We start from the raw sequence: 17,927 nt of genomic DNA on the forward strand, positions 1-17,927 counted from the left end.
AGAGAACATGCAGGATATGATTCATGAGGAGTGTGGTGTTTTCGGCATTTACGACAAAAATATGGTGAGTGATGTAGTATCCGATACTTACTATGGTTTATTTGCCTTGCAACATCGTGGACAAGAAAGTTGTGGTATTGCGGTCAATGACCGTGGGGTTATCACAGCACATAAAGATGTGGGTTTAGTTCGTGAAGTCTTTGATCAACATGAATTAGATAAATTAGGAAAAGGTCAGATGGCGATTGGTCATACCAGATATTCAACATTTGGTACGGTTAATCATACGAATGCACAACCTTTACTGGTCCGCCATATTAAAGGACAACTAGCAATTGCACATAATGGAAACTTAACCAACGCTGCTGAGTTACGTGAAGAGTTAGAGCGCAAAGGCGCAATCTTCCATACAACAAATGACTCTGAAATTATTTGTTATATCATCATTCAAGAAAGATTAAAGACCTCTTCGATTGAAAAGGCAATTGAGAATGCAATGAATCGCATTGAAGGTGCCTATAGTCTTGTTGTGATGTCGCCTGAAAAGCTAATTGCAGTAAGAGATAAAAAGGGATTCCGTCCATTGGTGATGGGAAAAGACAAAGACGGAAGAATCGTATTTGCATCTGAGACATGCGCATTTGCGGCTGTAGGTGTGGATTATGTTCGTGATCTTGATGCGGGAGAAATTGTTGTAATCGATCATGATGGTATCGAGCATTCTATCCGGACACACTGTAAGGAAAAGCCTCATATGTGTGTATTTGAATATGTGTATTTTGCACGTAGTGATTCGATTCTCCAACATCAGCCAGTACATGAGGCTAGACGTAATGCAGGTCGTATCCTGGCTAAAGAACATCCAGTAGAAGCAGATGTTGTCATTGGTGTGCCTGATTCTGGGTTGGATGCTGCACAAGGTTATGCGGAGGAGTCAGGGATTCCTTATGGTATGGGATTTATCAAGAATCGTTATATTGCACGTACATTTATTCAACCAACACAAGGGCAACGTGAAAACGCAGTCAATATGAAGCTTCATGTTGTTTCCTCTGTTGTAAAGGGCAAGCGTGTCATCATGGTGGATGATTCCATTGTGCGTGGAACGACAAGTGCGCGTATTGTAAAACTATTGCGTGATGGAGGTGCTACAGAAGTACATGTACGTGTATCTGCACCACCATTTATTTCACCATGTTATTTTGGAACAGATATTGATTCCAAACAGAACTTGATTGCATGTCAGATGAATTTAGAAGAAATATGTAAATCTATCGGTGCAGATTCCTTAGGATATCTAAGCGTCGATGGTGTAAAGAAGATGGCATCGGATGCGGATTGTGATTTCTGTACAGGATGTTTTACAGAGAAGTATCCTGCACCAATCCCTAAGCATTCTGAAAAATCAAAATTTGAAATGAAAATCGAAAAGAAGGAGAGCAAACATGGCGAAGAGTTATAGCGATGCTTATAAGGCTGCAGGTGTTGATGTAACTGCTGGATATCAAGCAGTAGAACTGATGAAGAAACATGTATCTCGTACTACTACATCAGGTGTATTAGATTCTATCGGCGGTTTTGGTGGCTTATTTGCACCAGATATGACGGGCATGAAGAAGCCAGTACTTGTATCTGGTACAGATGGTGTTGGCACAAAGCTAAAGCTTGCGATGTTATTAGATAAGCATGATACAGTTGGTATCGATTGTGTTGCGATGTGTGTCAATGATGTTGTTTGTGCAGGTGCACAACCACTCTTCTTCTTGGACTATATTGCGTGTGGAAAAAATAATCCTGAAAAGATTGCGGATATTGTAAAGGGTGTTGCGGATGGCTGTGTAGAAAGTGGCTGCGCACTGATCGGTGGAGAAACTGCAGAAATGCCAGGCTTCTATCCAGAAGATGAATATGATTTAGCTGGCTTTACCGTTGGTATTGTAGATGAAGAAAAGATTATTGATAAAAACAACGTTAAAGTTGGAGATGTAATTGTTGGTCTAGCTTCTAGTGGAGTACATTCCAATGGCTTCTCACTTGTACGTAAAGTATTTGATATTGATGCAGGTACTACATTACAAGACTACGCAGATGTATTAGGAAAACCTCTAGGTGAAACACTACTAACACCAACAAGACTGTATGTAAAACCTGTACTGCATGTATTAAAAGAAGTAAATGTTAAATCTATCGCACATATCACAGGTGGAGGTTTCTATGAAAACTTACCACGTGCATATAATGAAACACTCAATGCAAGTATCACAAAGGGCAGTTGGCCAATCTTGCCAATCTTTAACTTATTACAAGAAAAAGGAGATATTCCTGAACATGATATGTTCAATACCTTTAACATGGGAATTGGTATGGCAATGATCGTATCCCCAGAAGATGTTGAAAAGACAATATCTATCTTGAAAGAAAGTGGTGTAGACGCATATCAGATTGGAGTCATGGAAGAGGGCGACCATTCGGTCGTTATTCACGGATGATCAATATTGCAGTACTTGTCTCAGGTGGAGGAACAAACCTACAAGCACTGATTGATGCACAAGGAAAAGTATTACAACATGGTAAGATAAAACTAGTCATTTCATCAAAACCAGATGTGTATGCATTACAACGTGCTGAACAAGCAGGAATAGAACACTGTGTTATCGCAAAGCGTGATTATGTAACACAAGAAGAATTTTCGAATGCAATATTACAACAATTGCAATCATATCAAATTGATATGATTGTACTAGCAGGATATCTTTCGATTTTGGATGAGACAATTATTCGTGCATATCCAAATCGTATTATCAATATTCATCCATCTTTGATTCCTTCCTTCTGTGGGAAAGGATATTATGGATTAAAAGTACATGAAGCAGCGCTTCACTATGGTGTAAAGGTTACAGGTGCTACTGTACACCTCGTTAATGAAATACCAGATGGTGGAAAGATCCTACTCCAAAAAGCAGTAGATATCTTGCCATATGATACACCAGAAACACTACAACAAAGGGTCATGGAAGAAGCTGAGTGGGTATTATTACCACAAGCTACGGAAATGATTGCGAAAGAGATAGAAGGGAAATAACATGCAGGCAAAAGACTTAAATGAATACCTAGGAAGTAAAAGCTATCCTGGAAGAGGAATTGTAATCGCACGTACACCATGTGGCAGAAAGATGCGTATCGCATACTTCATTATGGGACGTAGTGAGAATAGCAGAAATCGAATCTTTACGGAAACAGAGGATGGTATTCGTACAGAAGCGTATGATATTACAAAATTAGTAGACCCTTCTTTGATTATCTATTCTCCAGTTAGAAAATTAGAAAATACATTGATTGTCACAAATGGTGATCAAACAGATACAATCTATGAAAACATGCAGGCAGGTAAAACTTTTGAGGAAGCTTTACGTCTACGTACATTTGAGCCAGATGAACCAAACTATACACCACGTATTTCCGCAGTGATAAATGGATTTAACTATCAGATGTCAATCTTAAAGAGTGCAGAAGGTAATCCGGATAGTACGCGTCGTTACTTCTTTGACTATACAGATGAGATACCGGGATATGGACGTATTATTCATACATATCAAAATGATGAAAACCCACTTCCTTCATTTGAAGGTGAACCAGTACTCGTTAAGTTAGTTAAAGAATCTTTTGAAACATATGCGCAACATATGTGGGAAAGTTTGAATGAAGATAATAAGATTTCACTATATGTAACACAGATTGAACCGGGCAGTGATGAAGTAAAAACAATCATTTTTAATAAGAACCAATAGGAGAGGCATTTATGACAAAAGAAATCGCATTAAAGTACGGCTGTAATCCAAATCAGAAACCGGCACGCATTTTAATAAATGATCAAGAGTTACCAGTAACTGTTTTGAATGGTAAGCCTGGATATATCAATTTCCTAGATGCCTTAAATAGTTGGCAACTTGTTAAGGAACTTAAAGAAGCGACAGGATATCCAAGTGCCGCAAGCTTCAAGCATGTTAGTCCTGCAGGTGCCGCAATTGGCACACCACTTAGCGAAGTGGAAAGAAAAATCTATTTTACAGGTGATGAAGAATTATCTATGCTTGCATGTGCGTATGTAAGAGCGCGTGGCGCAGATCGTATGAGTTCTTATGGTGATTTTGCGGCATTATCTGATATTTGTGATAAAGATACAGCATTACTATTAAAGAAAGAAGTATCTGATGGTGTTATCGCACCGGGATACACAGAAGAAGCGCTAGAAATCTTGAAAGAAAAGAAAAAAGGTAATTACGCAGTCATTCAAATCGATCCAACTTATGTTCCGGAAGAGATCGAAAGAAAACAAGTGTTTGGGATCTACTTTGAACAAGGTAGAAATGATGTACATATCGATGAATCATTACTTACAAATTTTGTGACGAAAAATAAAGAACTCACAGAACAAGCAAAACTAGACCTATTGATTGCTATGATTACACTGAAGTATACACAATCCAACTCTGTTGTATATGCAAAAGATGGACAAGTCATCGGTGTTGGTGCAGGACAACAATCCCGTATTCACTGCACAAGACTTGCAGGAAGTAAAGCAGATAACTGGTGGCTGCGTCAACATGAGAAGGTCCTGAATCTACCATTTAAAGAAGATATTCGTAGAGCAGACCGCGATAATACAATCGATATTTATCTTTCGGAAGATTATGAAGATGTATTACAAGATGGAGCTTGGCAGCAGTTCTTCACAGAACAACCATCTGTATTTACAAGAGAAGAAAAGAAGGAATGGATTAAACAGCAGAGTGATGTAGCACTAGGATCTGATGCGTTCTTCCCATTTGGAGATAATATTGAAAGAGCGCACAAGAGTGGTGTGAAATATGTAGTACAACCAGGCGGTTCCATTCGTGATGACCATGTAATTGATACTTGTGATAAGTACGATATTGTCATGGTATGTAATGGAGTACGTTTATTCCATCATTAAGAGGAGGTAGTCTATGAAGGTTTTGGTAATTGGTTCCGGTGGTCGCGAACATGCGATCATACGTAAACTAAAAGAGAATCCTACGATTGAAGAAATTATCTGTGCACCTGGCAATGGTGGTATTGCGGCAGATGCCAAGTGCATTAATGTCAGTGCGATTGATTTAGCCAACATGGTAGAACTTGCTAAAAATGAGAAGGTTGATTTCTGTGTGGTAACACCAGATGATCCTCTTGCGATGGGGATGGTTGATATTCTTGAAATGGAAGGAATTCCTTGTTTTGGACCAAACGCAAATGCGGCAATTATTGAATCATCAAAAGTATTTGCGAAAAACTTAATGAAAAAGTATCAGATACCAACTGCTGGTTATGCAGTATTCTCTGATGCCCAAGAAGCGATAAACTATATTCGCACACAGAACCGTTATCCAACGGTATTAAAGGCTGATGGCTTAGCTCTTGGTAAAGGTGTATTGATTGCACAGACAGAAGAGGAAGCCGTTAAAGCAGTCAATGAATTAATGGTTGATCAAGCTTTTGGGCAAGCTGGAAAACAAATTGTTATAGAAGAATTTATGACAGGTCCAGAAGTGTCTGTACTAGCATTTACAGATGGACATGTTGTAGTACCAATGGTTTCTTCTATGGATCATAAACGTGCACTAGATAATGACGAAGGCTTAAATACTGGTGGTATGGGTACCATAGCACCATCCCCATTCTATACAAAAGAGATTGCGGAAACATGCATGAAGACAATCTTCTTACCAACTGTTGAAGCGATGAAACAGGAAGGAAGACTATTTAAGGGCTGTCTATACTTTGGCTTGATGTTAACACCAGAAGGTCCAAGAGTTGTGGAATATAATTGCCGTTTTGGAGATCCAGAGACACAAGTTGTACTACCTCTACTAAAGACAGACTTATTAACCATCATGCGAGCAGTACATGATGAGAAATTATCAGAAGTTACAATTGAATGGGAAGATAAAGCATGTGCTTGTGTCATTCTTGCAAGTGGAGGATATCCACAGAAATATCATAAAGGATATGAAATTAGCGGTTTAGATGACTATGGACAACTTGAAGGTGTAACGATTTATCATGCAGGTACAATGTGGAGAGATGGTAAATACTATACAAATGGTGGACGTGTACTAGGTGTTAGTGCAGTCAGCGATACACTAGAACAAGCACTTCAACTCGCATATCAAAAGATTAAAGAAATACAGTTTACAGATATGCATTATCGTACAGATATCGGCAGAAAGGTGGTAAAACAATGACAGTATTCCGTTGTTTTGTGGAAAAGAAACCTGCATATGCAGTAGAAGCGAAATCCATATTAAATGATTTACACGTTGCATTACGCAACCAGAATGTTGAGGCTGTACGTGTTTTAAACCGCTATGACTTAGAAAATGTAGATGAAGAAGATTACATTGCCGCAAAGTATACGATTCTTTCGGAACCTCAAGTAGATTTCTTCTATGAAGAAGAAGCACCTACACCAGATTATGATGAATATATTCTTGCGATAGAATACTTACCTGGACAGTTTGATCAGCGTGCAGACTCATGTGCACAATGTATTCAACTTAGTTCCATGAAACAAAAACCTACTGTAAAAACAGCGCGTCTTTATTACATCAAGGGCAAGCTTACAGATGATGAAAAGAAGTTAATTGAAGAAACTCTTATCAATCCAGTGGAAGCTCGTATCGCAAGTTTAGAGAAGCCAGAGACAATTATCATGACTTTTGAAACTCCAGAACTTCCACCGGTGATTGATGGTTTTATTGAACTTGATGAAGAAGGCTTAAAGAAATTTCTAAAGGAACATGGACTTGCGATGGATTTAGAAGACCTCAAGTTCATGCAGGAATACTTTCAGAAAATTGAATGTAGAAATCCAACAATTACAGAAGTTCGCGTCATCGATACATATTGGTCAGATCATTGTCGTCATACAACATTCCATACTGTTATCGATGATGTAGAGATTCACCCTGAATATGTAAAAGACACGTATTTAAACTACTTAGACTTACGTAGTCATATTTATGAAGGTCGTACACCAAAGCCAGTATGCTTAATGGACTTAGGTACCATTGGAGCCAAGGCATTGAAGAAATATGGTAAGTTAACGGATTTAGATGAGTCGGAAGAAATTAATGCATGTTCCGTCAAGATTAAAGTTGACGTAAATGGTGAGGATGAGGATTGGTTATTGATGTTTAAAAATGAAACGCATAACCATCCTACAGAAATTGAGCCGTTTGGTGGAGCAGCGACCTGCCTTGGTGGTGCAATTCGTGATCCACTTTCAGGACGTAGTTATGTATATCAAGCAATGCGTGTAACAGGTGCTGCTGATCCGTTAAAACCAATTAACGAAACAATGAAGGGTAAACTGCCACAGCGTAAAATTGTGACGACTGCGGCTGCGGGCTATAGTTCCTACGGTAATCAGATTGGTTTAGCAACAGGACTAGTACGTGAGATATATCATCCAGGATATGTTGCAAAGCGTATGGAAGTTGGTGCTGTCATCGCAGCTGCACCAGAGGAAAACGTTGTCCGTTTAAGACCGGAACCTGAGGATGTAGTTATTTTATTAGGTGGACGTACAGGCCGTGATGGTTGTGGAGGCGCAACAGGTTCTTCCAAATCACACAACATTGAATCGTTAGAAAGTTGTGGGGCTGAAGTTCAAAAGGGTAATGCGCCAGAAGAGCGTAAGCTACAAAGATTATTCCGTAATCCAGAAGCTGCCAAACTCATCAAACGTTGTAATGACTTTGGTGCAGGTGGTGTAGCGGTAGCCATTGGTGAACTGGCAGATGGATTGGTGATTGATTTAAATAAAGTTCCAAAGAAATACGAAGGTTTAAATGGTACAGAACTAGCAATCAGTGAATCACAAGAACGTATGGCTGTTGTAGTAAGAAAAGAAGATGCTGAAAAGTTCCAAGAACTTGCAAGCATGGAAAATCTTGAAACAACTATCGTTGCAGAAGTTACTGAAGAACCACGTATGATTATGACCTTGCAGGGAGAAGAAATTGTAAATATCTCTCGTGAGTTCTTAAACACAAACGGTGCAAGTAGACATACATCTGTTGTGGTTGGTGAAGACCAACCAGAAGAAGAGGTTCAAATAGAAAGTCTTCGTGCAGGTATGGATAAGCTTGTAGAAGATTTAAATATCTGTAGTCAAAAGGGATTGGCTGAACGCTTTGACGCAACGATTGGTAGTGGTACTGTATGTATGCCATTTGGTGGTAAATATCAAATGACACCAAGCCAAGTGATGGTTGCTAAGATTCCAGTATTAGATGGTGAAACAGATACTGCATCACTCATGGCATATGGTTATGATCCAGAGTTATCGTCCTTATCACCATATAAGGGTGCGATGGCTGCAGTCATTGAGGCGATGTCAAAACTTGTTGCGGCTGGTATTGATCCTAAACATGCATGGTTATCATTCCAAGAATACTTTGGACGTACTGGAGATAATCCAGAGAAGTGGGGTAAGCCATTTGCGGCACTTCTTGGTGCACTCAAAGCCCAAGCAGAATTAGAAGTAGCGGCTATCGGTGGCAAAGATTCCATGTCAGGAACATTTGAAGATATCGATGTTCCACCTACACTCATTGCCTTTGCGGTATCCACTGCGAAAGCTTCTCGAATTATCACAAATGAGTGGAAGGCAAAAGATCATTACATCTATGCAGTGATGCCAGAATATGATGAGAATGGAATTGTAGACTTTACAAGTGTACGTGAAGTATTTGATAAGGTGTATTCATTAATCAACTTAGGTTGTGTGAAGTCTGCTTGTGCACTTGAGCATGGTGGCACAGCAGAAGCACTTCTCAAGTGTAGTCTAGGTAATCGTATTGGTTTTGTATTGGAAGAAGATGTAAATATCAATCGACTCTTTAGGAAGTGTTATGGAGGATTCTTATTAGAGACAGATAAAGAGATTGAAGACCTTGAACTACTCGGTAAGACAATTGGTGAGTTTGAATTACGTACAAAGGATGAAATAATCTCCTTAGATGAATTACAAACACGCTATGAAGCTAAACTAGAACCAGTATATCCTTGCAATATCAAGCAGAGCGAAAAGGAAATCAAACCTGTATCTGTAGAGCGTAGGTTTGATATGCATGCAAGTTATACAGTTGAAACTCCACATGTATTAATTCCTGTATTCCCAGGTACGAACTGTGAATATGATACTGCACGTGCATTTAAGCGAGAGGGTGCTGAAACCGAAATCTTTGTAATCAAGAATCTAACTGCACAAGATATTGAAGATAGTGTAGAACGATTTGTAGATGCGATTGGTCGTAGCCAAATTATCGCACTTCCAGGTGGTTTCTCAGGTGGTGATGAACCAGATGGTTCTGCAAAGTTTATCGTTTCCTTCTTCCGTAATCCAAAGGTAAAAGAAGCTATTGAAGACTTACTTAACCATAGAGAAGGTTTGATGATTGGTATCTGTAACGGATTCCAAGCTCTTGTAAAACTTGGGCTTGTGCCATACGGCAAGATTATGGAACCAGATGAATTCCGTCCAACACTGACATTCAATACAATCGGAAGACACCAATCTAAGCTTGTTAAGACGAGAGTTGCATGTAATCAATCACCTTGGATGAAATACATGAATGTTGGAGATATTCATACTATCGCAATTAGCCATGGTGAAGGAAGATTTGTCGCAAAAGATAATGTCATCCAAACCTTGATTGATAATGGTCAAATTGCGACACAGTATGTTGACTTTGAAGGGCAACCAACATCCGATATCCATTTCAATCCAAATGATTCAGTCTATGCGATTGAGGGAATTACGTCACCAGATGGACGTATCCTTGGTAAGATGGGACATTCTGAACGTAATGGTGAAAACCTTTATAAAAACGTACCAGATATCGAAAATCAGCAGTTATTATTTAAGGCAGCAGTTGAATACTTTACAAAGTAAGCATAGAAAGAACCGATTCAGTTCGGTTCTTTATCGTTGGGTAAGGAGAGTACATAAGATAGCGATGTAAGTACGATATTGTGATAATGATATTGAAAAAAATAATGATAAGAGTATTCTGAATGTATGAGAGAATATCAATTTTATGCAAGTGAACCATATGATGAAATGATAATGGGAATTTGTTTTCCTGCTGCACTCATGTTACCGACATCTATTTTGGGGGCTATTATGTGGTATTTCATACCTGACTATCACCCCTTATCAAAATCATTAACAGGATTTGGTTGGGTTGGAATATTGGGTGTAATCATTGGCTTTTTAATCATGAGTTTAGTCAAACGATATTGTATCCGCAAATATACAGTACAGGTTAGTGAAAAGACCATTTTGATTGATGCAATTGGTGGTAGAAAATATCAAGGGGAAGTACACTCTGTTACACTCAATCAAAATAAGATGAAAACAGTATTAGAAATCAATCTAGATCATCATAAGTTAATTTTCATCGCAAGAGTTAAAAAGAATGTATTTGAAAGTAGTATTTTTGCAGGTAGTACGCAAGAAGACATACAGGCAATGACTACCCTATACCAAGCACTCCAAGAAGTATTATATTGAAGGAATTCACAAAGATACGAATGAAAAATGAGTTGAGGATGACCTCAACCCATTTTTTACTATTTCATTTTTGAAATTGCGATAACGTACTGTGTACTCATGTATAAACATGCAAGCATAGTAGCTACTTCAAAGACAATGATAATGATATCACTCTTAATAATGATTCCATTTACTACAAGTAAGATACCTAACATCGCATACAATACAGCAAGTAGAACACAACGACCTTTATTATTTGTTTCTACAAGTCCTTCAATAAAGGACTTTTTCTGTTTTGGCTTGAAATTTGGAATCTGTGGCAATGTTGGTAACCAAGCTTTTACAAAGCGATATTGTAGTACGGCAAATAGTATGATACCAGCAATGATGGAGATTCTCCAATCATTTGTAAAGCTCATTAGTAACATCGCTACTGCGATGCCAATGGCGATACGATTGTGGTAAAGATTGAAGTTCTTCGCATCTTTTTCCTTTAGGATATAGCCTGTTTGTGTGCGAGAGATATACATGATGGTTTGACCTTTATCATCAATGTATATATTTCTTCCTGCAATCGCTCCACGCTTTTGTTGGCTACCGTCATCAAAAATAGATGGTTTTTTCTTGTTTGGATTTGTTGGCATATTGTTACCTTTTAATGAATCTGTGCAATACCCTTGCAGTATGTTTCTTCGACACTATAGTCATCGTTTAATACGACGATATCTGCATCATATCCTGTACATAGTTTACCGATATGATCATGCATGTTTAATAATGTTGCAGGATTGATTGTTGCTGCGTTAAGTGCAGAGTCAAATGGGACACCAGCTTTTTCAACTAGGTTTCTAAGTCCTTCGTTCATACGCATTGTAGAACCTGCTAGACTTCCACTTTCGGTTAAGTGTGCACTTCCATCTGGATAGATTTCGATTTCATGTCCACCAAACATAAACTTAGAGCCTGGTTCGAATCCCTTTGCCATTAGCGCATCAGAGATCATGATTGCATGGTCTTTGCCTTTCGCATTGAAGAAGATATTGAGTGCTTCAGGTGTTGAGTGGTTACAGTCACAGATGACTTCGCTATACATATCACGAATACGTAGAGCTAAACCAGTCACACCATTTGCGCGGTGGTTGAATGGAGATTGTCCATTGTATGTATGTGTAATAGATTTTGCACCATTTGCGACAGCGATAATACCTTCTTGGAAGGTTGCACCAGAGTGACCGATTGATACCGCAACGTTATGTGCACTGCAGTATTTTGTAAGTGCAAGTTCTGGATCATGTTCAGGCGCTAACGTAATTACTTTGATGAGTCCTTCTGCGTCCTTTTGGTATTGGATAAATTCATCTACGTGTGGGGGCACGATAGCTTCTGGTGGTTGTGCTCCTTTGTATTTCATATCAAGGTATGGACCTTCAAAATGAATACCGATGATATCTGCGCCATCTCTACCGGCTACGTGTTCACGCTTAACAGCCGCAACATTCTTAACGGCTTTTGTTAGTACTGGGTTTAATTCAGTGATTGTTGTGGAAAGAAAACCTGTAACACCTTCACTTGGAATTCCTTTTGCCCATTTCTTAAGTCCTTCAGGTTCAGCGTAGTTTGTATCATAGCCATACGCACCATGACAGTGGATATCAATAAATCCTGGCACAATACGACGATTACCATAATCAACATCTGAAGTATGATTCTCAGCAGGATAAATACCTTTGATCTTTCCTTCAGAAATTTCAATGATAGCTGGGATAAAGTCACCGGCTATCCATACACGATTACTTTTAATAAACATATTTTATTCCCTCATGAATAACTTTCTATGTTTATCATAGCACTATTGATTTTATTTATCTCTTTTGACACTTATACTTTTCGATAATGATTTGACATCTTTCAGTTAATTTATTCTAATCGTAAAAAGTGGTTGCTATAATACAAATTAGATAAGACAAGTACAAAAGGAGGTAACAATGTCCATATTTAATTATACAAATGAAGAATTAGCATCATTAAAGGCAACATTTACAGCCACAGAAATTTACCAACAACCTTCTACTTGGGAGAAGACAATTGAACAAGTACGCTCTCGTGCAGAAGAAATTAAGGCTTTTATCGCTAAGGTAATTGACCAAGACGATTATGACGTAATTTTAACAGGTGCAGGAACAAGTGAGTTTGTGGGGAATGCATTATATTCCTATTTAAATCGCAAGTTAAACTACAAGGTGAAGAGTTACGCTACAACAGACTTAACAGCTACACCAGAGAATTATGTATCTGCACATAAGCCTACTTTATTAATCAGCTATGGTCGCTCAGGTGATTCCCCTGAATCGATTGGCGCAATTCAATCTGTTGAAGCAGTGAATGATAACCTATATCATTTATTCATTACATGTAATAAGGATGGTGCTTTAAGCAAACGTGCAAATACAGAAGGTGATCGTTGCCTCGCAATTAATTTAACACCTGAAACATTGGATAAGAGTTTTGCGATGACATCAAGCTTTACAAACATGTATCTAGCAACATTACTATGCTTTAGCTTAGACCACTATGACGAGACAGTTGCTGCTGTAAATGATGTGATTGGAGCCGCAAAACAACTTGTTGAAGAAGATTGGTCCATAATCAAGGAATTTGATGGAGCATTTGACTACGGAAGAATTGTTTACTTAGGTACAAATACTCTAAAGGGTATCGCTCAGGAATCCGCATTAAAGATGTTGGAATTAAATGCTGGTAAGATTGTAACAATGTATGATACACCATTAGGCTTCCGCCATGGTCCAAAGTCCATCATTGATAACACAACATTAACAGTTCTTTATCTTTCTGATGGTGAATACCAAAGACAATATGAACTGGATTTATTAAAAGAAATGTCAGGTCAGCGTAAAGAAAATCGCATTATGGTTGTATGTAATACACCATGTGAACTAGCCAAATCTCTTGCAAACTATTATTATTGTTTCGATACACCAGCGAAGGATAATATCTTTGTAGGTCTAGATTTTATCGTAGTTGCACAATTGATGGCACTCTTTGCGTCAATTCGCAATCACTTCACACCGGATAACCCATGTCCAACAGGCGAGGTTAACCGCGTTGTTAAAGGTGTAATCTTATATCCATATTCTAAATAGGAGGAATAATATGATTGGTATTGTTGTTACAGGACATGGTCATTTTGCCAGTGGTCTTACAAGTTCAGTAGAACTCATCGGTGGTAAGCCAGAACATTATCATGCAGTAGACTTCGTTCAAGAAGATTCTACAGATGATCTTGAAAAGAAATTAGAAGCAGCTTTCGCTGCCTTAAAGGATTGCACAGACGGAATCCTCGTATTCACAGACTTAGTTGGTGGTTCACCATTCAAGGTTTCTGTGGAACTTGCAATGAAGTTACAAGATCAATACAAGATTGTTGTATTATCTGGTTCAAACTTAGGTATGCTCGTAGAGGCAAATCTAACAAGAGGCTTCGCAAGTGATATTGATTCCTTAGCTGCTCAGACAATTGAGACAGGTAAGACACAAGTAATGCGTTTCGAACTTGTTCAGCACGAAGAAGTTGAATCTGAAGACGGTATCTAAAAATAAAAAAATCGATATAGCGTATCTATGCTATGTCGATTTTATTTTTGAGATTTAAATTGAATATAATTTGCTAATAAATCAATAAAGACAATAAATGGAATAAGTGGGCTACAAACTGTATCTTTTACATTTGGAACTTGATAAAACTCTGTAAATGTAGGTTTTTTATCTAGTTTTGTATTTGATTGTCCGATATAAATAGCGTAAGGCTCATGTGTCAGTAGATGCGTGAAGGAAACTGAATCAATCGTTGGTTCATCCTGCATAGAGATATAGATGAATAGGTCGTTATGTTGGATAAGATGTGATCGCAATTGTAGAAAGTCTACATTTGGGATGATGGAAATATCATAACCAAGATTGATTAAGCGATATTGAAATGTGTTTGCGATTGTAGCGGCAAAACCCTCTCCATAGATGTAAATCTTTCCAGACTGGTCAAAAATCTCTTGCAGGTGATCAAAATCTTGATCGGCAATCTCAATACACTTATTTTTAAGAGAATCAAAGTACTGTGTCTGGATATTTTCTTTAATGTACTGGTTTTCATCTGATGAATCTGCTTCACAATTTTGCAGATCATTACTATATTCATATATGAACTCACGATAGCCTTTAAAGTTACATTTTTGTGCAAATCTTGAAAGTGTAGGTTCAGAGACATAGAGTATCTTGCTGATACGCTTTGATGAGAAATCTAAAAGTTCAGTATTTTCCAGGAAATAATCCGCAATACTTTGTTGTAAAGAGGACATTGTAGGGTAAACACTTTGAATGATCTGCTTGGTTTTTGTATTTAATCGGATGTTTCGAATCATAGGCTTTCCTCGTTATATGTACGAATGAAATTGATGAGAGTATGTGCTGCATTTAGATGTGATGTTTTATTAGGATGGCTTGCAAAACAGAGGCCATCTTTTTCTGTTGCGGTATCAAATCTTATAAACAGACTAGAAGTTTCTAAGGCAACTTTTTGAACGGAAGAAAGAAGCGATTTTTCCATCAATCCATAACATAATAAGAACTTTGCATTAGGAAATTTTGTCTTTAGTTTTAGGATGAAATCAATATATAGTTCTTGGAAGCGTTGCTCGCGTTCTGGAATTCCTCTTGTATAGGAAGCGTCATTTGTACCAAGATTGAGAATCACCCAAGAAGGGTTTTCACTTAAATCATAAGGAAAGATACTAGGCAGAATATCTTCGGTATTTGGCTTTTCTTCGGTTTCTGGAATCCAACGAGAGAGGATACCATTACCACTATATGCAATGATAATTGGTAGAGTGTTTAATGCATTTGAAACCAAATATGGATATGCATGCGTACAATCTTCAAAGTGTGTATTGAATACAAGTGGGGTAGTATCTGCTTCTAAACCATAACCTGCAGATAAAGAATCACCTACCCAAAGAATAGATTCACTTGGCTTATCTAACTTAGAGATTTCTCCATCAGTTTGTATCTCTTCTAATTCAAAGAAACCGTACTGTAGCTCTGTAACCTGAATAATTTTGACATGCATGGATTCAGTTTTTGTAAATGAGAGGGAATATGTATGACTTCCTTCTTTTAAGTCAATGTTCTGATACAATTCATTATCAATAAATACTGCTAAAATGACAGGACCATACAGTGTATGATGACTGCTTATCTGCAATGTTATTGACTTACCAAAAAATGCAAACTGAAAGCCCGAGGCAGACCACTGAAATTGATAATGATGATTTACCTGATTGCATGGTGGTAGAAATGTAAGTTTGGACAATAAATTCATAACACTATATTACACGAAAAATTTTTATAGAAGTCTATTTAGAAAGTACTTTCATCAAACCTAGCATGAAAGAAAGCGCTTTCAACATATCATAATTATAATGAAATTATGGAAGATATGATAGATAAAACGAATCTAAAATGCCTCTTAGAGGAAAATAATTGGTTACAAACACTTCTCAATCAAAAAAAGATAATTTGTAAACAAGAGCCTATTAACGGCTATCAAATTCACTTTTGTGATGATGGAATCGAAATTGTGTATTCGTCTATCTCACAAAGAAATCGGGCATTACTTGCGTTAACAACTACTATGCATGACGATGTTGAAATTAGTGTTGTAAAAGACCTTGGGGTGATGGTGGATTGTTCTAGAAACGCAGTACCGAAGGTAATGACACTAAAGAAGCTTATACGCTATTTATCCTTTATGGGATATACATTCTTAGGATTGTACATGGAGGATACATTAAAGATTGATGGTGAGCCATATATTGGTTATCAAAGAGGAGCATACACTGTAAAAGATATTCAAGAGTTAGATACTTATGCACAACAGTACGGAATCGAGATACGACCATACGTACAAACATTAGCCCATCTGAATCAAATTGTTCGCTATGAAGAATATCAAAAGATGATTGATGTGGATGATATTCTACTTGTTGGATCAAGTCGTACACATACATATCTAGAGAATCTATTTAGAACATTAGACAAAGCATTCCATTCAAGAAGAGTGAATATTGGAATGGATGAAGCGTTCATGCTAGGACTGGGGAAATATCTAACTGGGCATGGTTATCAAAACCGTTTGGAAATCATGAATCAACACTTACAAACAGTAAGAGAGATTGCTAGTAAATATAACTTTGAACTACAGATGTGGAGTGATATGTTCTTTAGACTTGCAGCAAATGGTAGCTACTACAATCTAAGTCAAGAACAGATTCAGAAAATTAAAGTTCCAGAAGAAGTAAATCTGGCATATTGGGATTACTACTCTACAGATGTACAGCATTATTCAGATAATCTAAAACTACATAAAAACCTATCACCAAATATTTCGTTTGTAGGTGGTGCTTGGAAGTGGACAGGTTTTATCCCACATAATCGCTATAGCATTCATGCATGCAAGGCGGCAATTCAAGCATGTGTAGAACATCGGATCAATGAGATTACGTTTGCATGTTGGGGAGATGATGGCGCAGAATCATCGATCTTCGCAGTCTTACCAACACTATTTGTAAATGCGAATGAAGTGTATGGTAATCACATGAGTAACAAGTGCTTTGAAGTGCTAACGGGAATACCAATTGAAACATTCTTGGCAATCGATGAAGTTAATCCATGTATCAAAGATGGACTATCACATAACAATGCAAGTAAGTACTTCTTATATAACGATTTGCTGCAGGGAATATTCGACTCCGTCGCAAAAGCAGAAATGATTGATGAAATTCAATCTGTTCAGTCAAAGATTTCTAACGTATCGAATACAACAAGTGATTTATATTACTACTTCGATACGGTAAAGGCACTGATAGAAGTATTGGAAATAAAACTAAACTTAGGGAATGAAATCTATCATGCATACAAACAAAACGATTTACAAGCTTTGAATAAGATTGTTAATCAAATACTTCCAGAGTTAATCAAACGTATCGAAACTTTCTACAATGCATTCAAGAAGCAGTGGTATCTAGAAAATCACAATCAAGGATTTGAAGTGCAAACTGTTCGCCTAGGTGGATTGAGGCAGAGAGTCATCGATGTACGTGAACAATTACTGGCATATCAGAAAGGAGAGGTTACAAGAATAGACGAACTAGAAGAAGAACATTTAGATTTTCACTATTTTGATGACAGCTCGATAGAAAGACTGAATTATAATCTATGGTCACATATCGTCTCAACATCAAAACTGTGAGGCATCACAACCACTTAAATAATTCAC

15 protein-coding genes are annotated in these 17,927 nt (G+C 37.7%); 11 read left to right on the forward strand and 4 right to left on the reverse strand.

Going from position 1 to position 17,927, the window contains the following annotated elements:
- Positions 1 to 7: 7 nt before the first annotated feature.
- From purF to RYK16_RS00380, 8 genes are all read left to right on the forward strand, one after another.
- Positions 8 to 1,462 (forward strand): amidophosphoribosyltransferase, encoded by a 1,455-nt coding sequence (gene purF / locus RYK16_RS00345; RefSeq protein WP_314850105.1) that lies wholly within the window; start codon positions 8 to 10, stop codon positions 1,460 to 1,462.
- Positions 1,446 to 2,489: a phosphoribosylformylglycinamidine cyclo-ligase gene (gene purM / locus RYK16_RS00350; RefSeq protein ID WP_314850106.1), complete on the forward strand. Its 1,044-nt coding sequence runs from the start codon at positions 1,446 to 1,448 to the stop codon at positions 2,487 to 2,489. The genes purF and purM overlap by 17 nt, the downstream gene beginning before the upstream one ends.
- A complete protein-coding gene (purN, locus tag RYK16_RS00355; RefSeq protein ID WP_314850107.1) occupies positions 2,486 to 3,082 on the forward strand; it encodes a phosphoribosylglycinamide formyltransferase in 597 nt (198 codons plus the stop codon). The genes purM and purN overlap by 4 nt, the downstream gene beginning before the upstream one ends.
- Before the next feature lies 1 nt (position 3,083).
- The gene (locus RYK16_RS00360) at positions 3,084 to 3,788 is read left to right on the forward strand and encodes an IMP cyclohydrolase (protein ID WP_314850108.1); all 705 of its coding nucleotides are present in this window, start codon (positions 3,084 to 3,086) and stop codon (positions 3,786 to 3,788) included.
- A gap of 11 nt (positions 3,789 to 3,799) precedes the next feature.
- The gene (locus RYK16_RS00365) at positions 3,800 to 4,975 is read left to right on the forward strand and encodes a phosphoribosylaminoimidazolecarboxamide formyltransferase (protein WP_314850109.1); all 1,176 of its coding nucleotides are present in this window, start codon (positions 3,800 to 3,802) and stop codon (positions 4,973 to 4,975) included.
- A 13-nt stretch (positions 4,976 to 4,988) separates the two neighbouring features.
- The gene (gene purD, locus RYK16_RS00370) at positions 4,989 to 6,263 is read left to right on the forward strand and encodes a phosphoribosylamine--glycine ligase (protein ID WP_314850110.1); all 1,275 of its coding nucleotides are present in this window, start codon (positions 4,989 to 4,991) and stop codon (positions 6,261 to 6,263) included.
- On the forward strand, positions 6,260 to 9,979 hold the full coding sequence (locus tag RYK16_RS00375; protein ID WP_314850111.1) for a phosphoribosylformylglycinamidine synthase: 3,720 nt from the start codon (positions 6,260 to 6,262) through the stop codon (positions 9,977 to 9,979). Before purD ends, RYK16_RS00375 begins: the two co-directional genes overlap by 4 nt.
- A 231-nt stretch (positions 9,980 to 10,210) precedes the next feature.
- Complete coding sequence (locus RYK16_RS00380; protein WP_314850112.1) at positions 10,211 to 10,600, forward strand: hypothetical protein; 390 nt, start codon at positions 10,211 to 10,213, stop codon at positions 10,598 to 10,600.
- Between the two features lie 59 nt (positions 10,601 to 10,659).
- On the opposite strand, the gene RYK16_RS00385 is transcribed toward RYK16_RS00380, so the two are convergent.
- Together RYK16_RS00385 and nagA are read right to left on the reverse strand one after the other, a co-directional pair.
- Positions 10,660 to 11,226: a hypothetical protein gene (locus tag RYK16_RS00385; RefSeq protein ID WP_314850113.1), complete on the reverse strand. Its 567-nt coding sequence runs from the start codon at positions 11,224 to 11,226 to the stop codon at positions 10,660 to 10,662.
- A gap of 11 nt (positions 11,227 to 11,237) precedes the next feature.
- Positions 11,238 to 12,389 (reverse strand): N-acetylglucosamine-6-phosphate deacetylase, encoded by a 1,152-nt coding sequence (gene nagA, locus RYK16_RS00390; RefSeq protein WP_314850114.1) that lies wholly within the window; start codon positions 12,387 to 12,389, stop codon positions 11,238 to 11,240.
- A gap of 178 nt (positions 12,390 to 12,567) precedes the next feature.
- On the opposite strand from nagA, the gene RYK16_RS00395 reads away from it, so the two are divergent.
- Both RYK16_RS00395 and RYK16_RS00400 read left to right on the forward strand, forming a co-directional pair.
- Positions 12,568 to 13,743, forward strand: coding sequence for an SIS domain-containing protein (locus RYK16_RS00395; RefSeq protein WP_314850115.1), 1,176 nt, complete (start codon positions 12,568 to 12,570; stop codon positions 13,741 to 13,743).
- 10 nt (positions 13,744 to 13,753) lie between these two features.
- The gene (locus tag RYK16_RS00400) at positions 13,754 to 14,194 is read left to right on the forward strand and encodes a PTS sugar transporter subunit IIA (RefSeq protein WP_314850116.1); all 441 of its coding nucleotides are present in this window, start codon (positions 13,754 to 13,756) and stop codon (positions 14,192 to 14,194) included.
- A 41-nt stretch (positions 14,195 to 14,235) separates the two neighbouring features.
- Here the strand turns inward: RYK16_RS00400 and RYK16_RS00405 are convergent, their stop codons facing one another.
- Both RYK16_RS00405 and RYK16_RS00410 read right to left on the reverse strand, forming a co-directional pair.
- The gene (locus RYK16_RS00405) at positions 14,236 to 15,015 is read right to left on the reverse strand and encodes a MurR/RpiR family transcriptional regulator (RefSeq protein WP_314850117.1); all 780 of its coding nucleotides are present in this window, start codon (positions 15,013 to 15,015) and stop codon (positions 14,236 to 14,238) included.
- Entirely contained in the window at positions 15,012 to 15,971 is a 960-nt protein-coding gene (locus RYK16_RS00410; RefSeq protein ID WP_314850118.1) for a GDSL-type esterase/lipase family protein, read from the reverse strand. Before RYK16_RS00410 ends, RYK16_RS00405 begins: the two co-directional genes overlap by 4 nt.
- Positions 15,972 to 16,088: 117 nt before the next feature.
- On the opposite strand from RYK16_RS00410, the gene RYK16_RS00415 reads away from it, so the two are divergent.
- On the forward strand, positions 16,089 to 17,900 hold the full coding sequence (locus RYK16_RS00415; RefSeq protein WP_314850119.1) for a beta-N-acetylhexosaminidase: 1,812 nt from the start codon (positions 16,089 to 16,091) through the stop codon (positions 17,898 to 17,900).
- Positions 17,901 to 17,927 lie beyond the last annotated feature (27 nt).

This window comes from uncultured Solobacterium sp. (genome assembly GCF_963550625.1).
GTDB lineage: Bacteria > Bacillota_I > Bacilli_A > Erysipelotrichales > Erysipelotrichaceae > Bulleidia.

Coding starts and splice junctions, on each gene's coding strand:
- purF (WP_314850105.1), top strand. CDS start 8: ATGCAGGATATGATTCATGAGGAGTGTGGTGTTTTCGGCATTTACGAC.
- purM (WP_314850106.1), top strand. CDS start 1,446: ATGGCGAAGAGTTATAGCGATGCTTATAAGGCTGCAGGTGTTGATGTA.
- purN (WP_314850107.1), top strand. CDS start 2,486: ATGATCAATATTGCAGTACTTGTCTCAGGTGGAGGAACAAACCTACAA.
- RYK16_RS00360 (WP_314850108.1), top strand. CDS start 3,084: ATGCAGGCAAAAGACTTAAATGAATACCTAGGAAGTAAAAGCTATCCT.
- RYK16_RS00365 (WP_314850109.1), top strand. CDS start 3,800: ATGACAAAAGAAATCGCATTAAAGTACGGCTGTAATCCAAATCAGAAA.
- purD (WP_314850110.1), top strand. CDS start 4,989: ATGAAGGTTTTGGTAATTGGTTCCGGTGGTCGCGAACATGCGATCATA.
- RYK16_RS00375 (WP_314850111.1), top strand. CDS start 6,260: ATGACAGTATTCCGTTGTTTTGTGGAAAAGAAACCTGCATATGCAGTA.
- RYK16_RS00380 (WP_314850112.1), top strand. CDS start 10,211: ATGTGGTATTTCATACCTGACTATCACCCCTTATCAAAATCATTAACA.
- RYK16_RS00385 (WP_314850113.1), bottom strand. CDS start 11,226: ATGCCAACAAATCCAAACAAGAAAAAACCATCTATTTTTGATGACGGT.
- nagA (WP_314850114.1), bottom strand. CDS start 12,389: ATGTTTATTAAAAGTAATCGTGTATGGATAGCCGGTGACTTTATCCCA.
- RYK16_RS00395 (WP_314850115.1), top strand. CDS start 12,568: ATGTCCATATTTAATTATACAAATGAAGAATTAGCATCATTAAAGGCA.
- RYK16_RS00400 (WP_314850116.1), top strand. CDS start 13,754: ATGATTGGTATTGTTGTTACAGGACATGGTCATTTTGCCAGTGGTCTT.
- RYK16_RS00405 (WP_314850117.1), bottom strand. CDS start 15,015: ATGATTCGAAACATCCGATTAAATACAAAAACCAAGCAGATCATTCAA.
- RYK16_RS00410 (WP_314850118.1), bottom strand. CDS start 15,971: ATGAATTTATTGTCCAAACTTACATTTCTACCACCATGCAATCAGGTA.
- RYK16_RS00415 (WP_314850119.1), top strand. CDS start 16,089: ATGATAGATAAAACGAATCTAAAATGCCTCTTAGAGGAAAATAATTGG.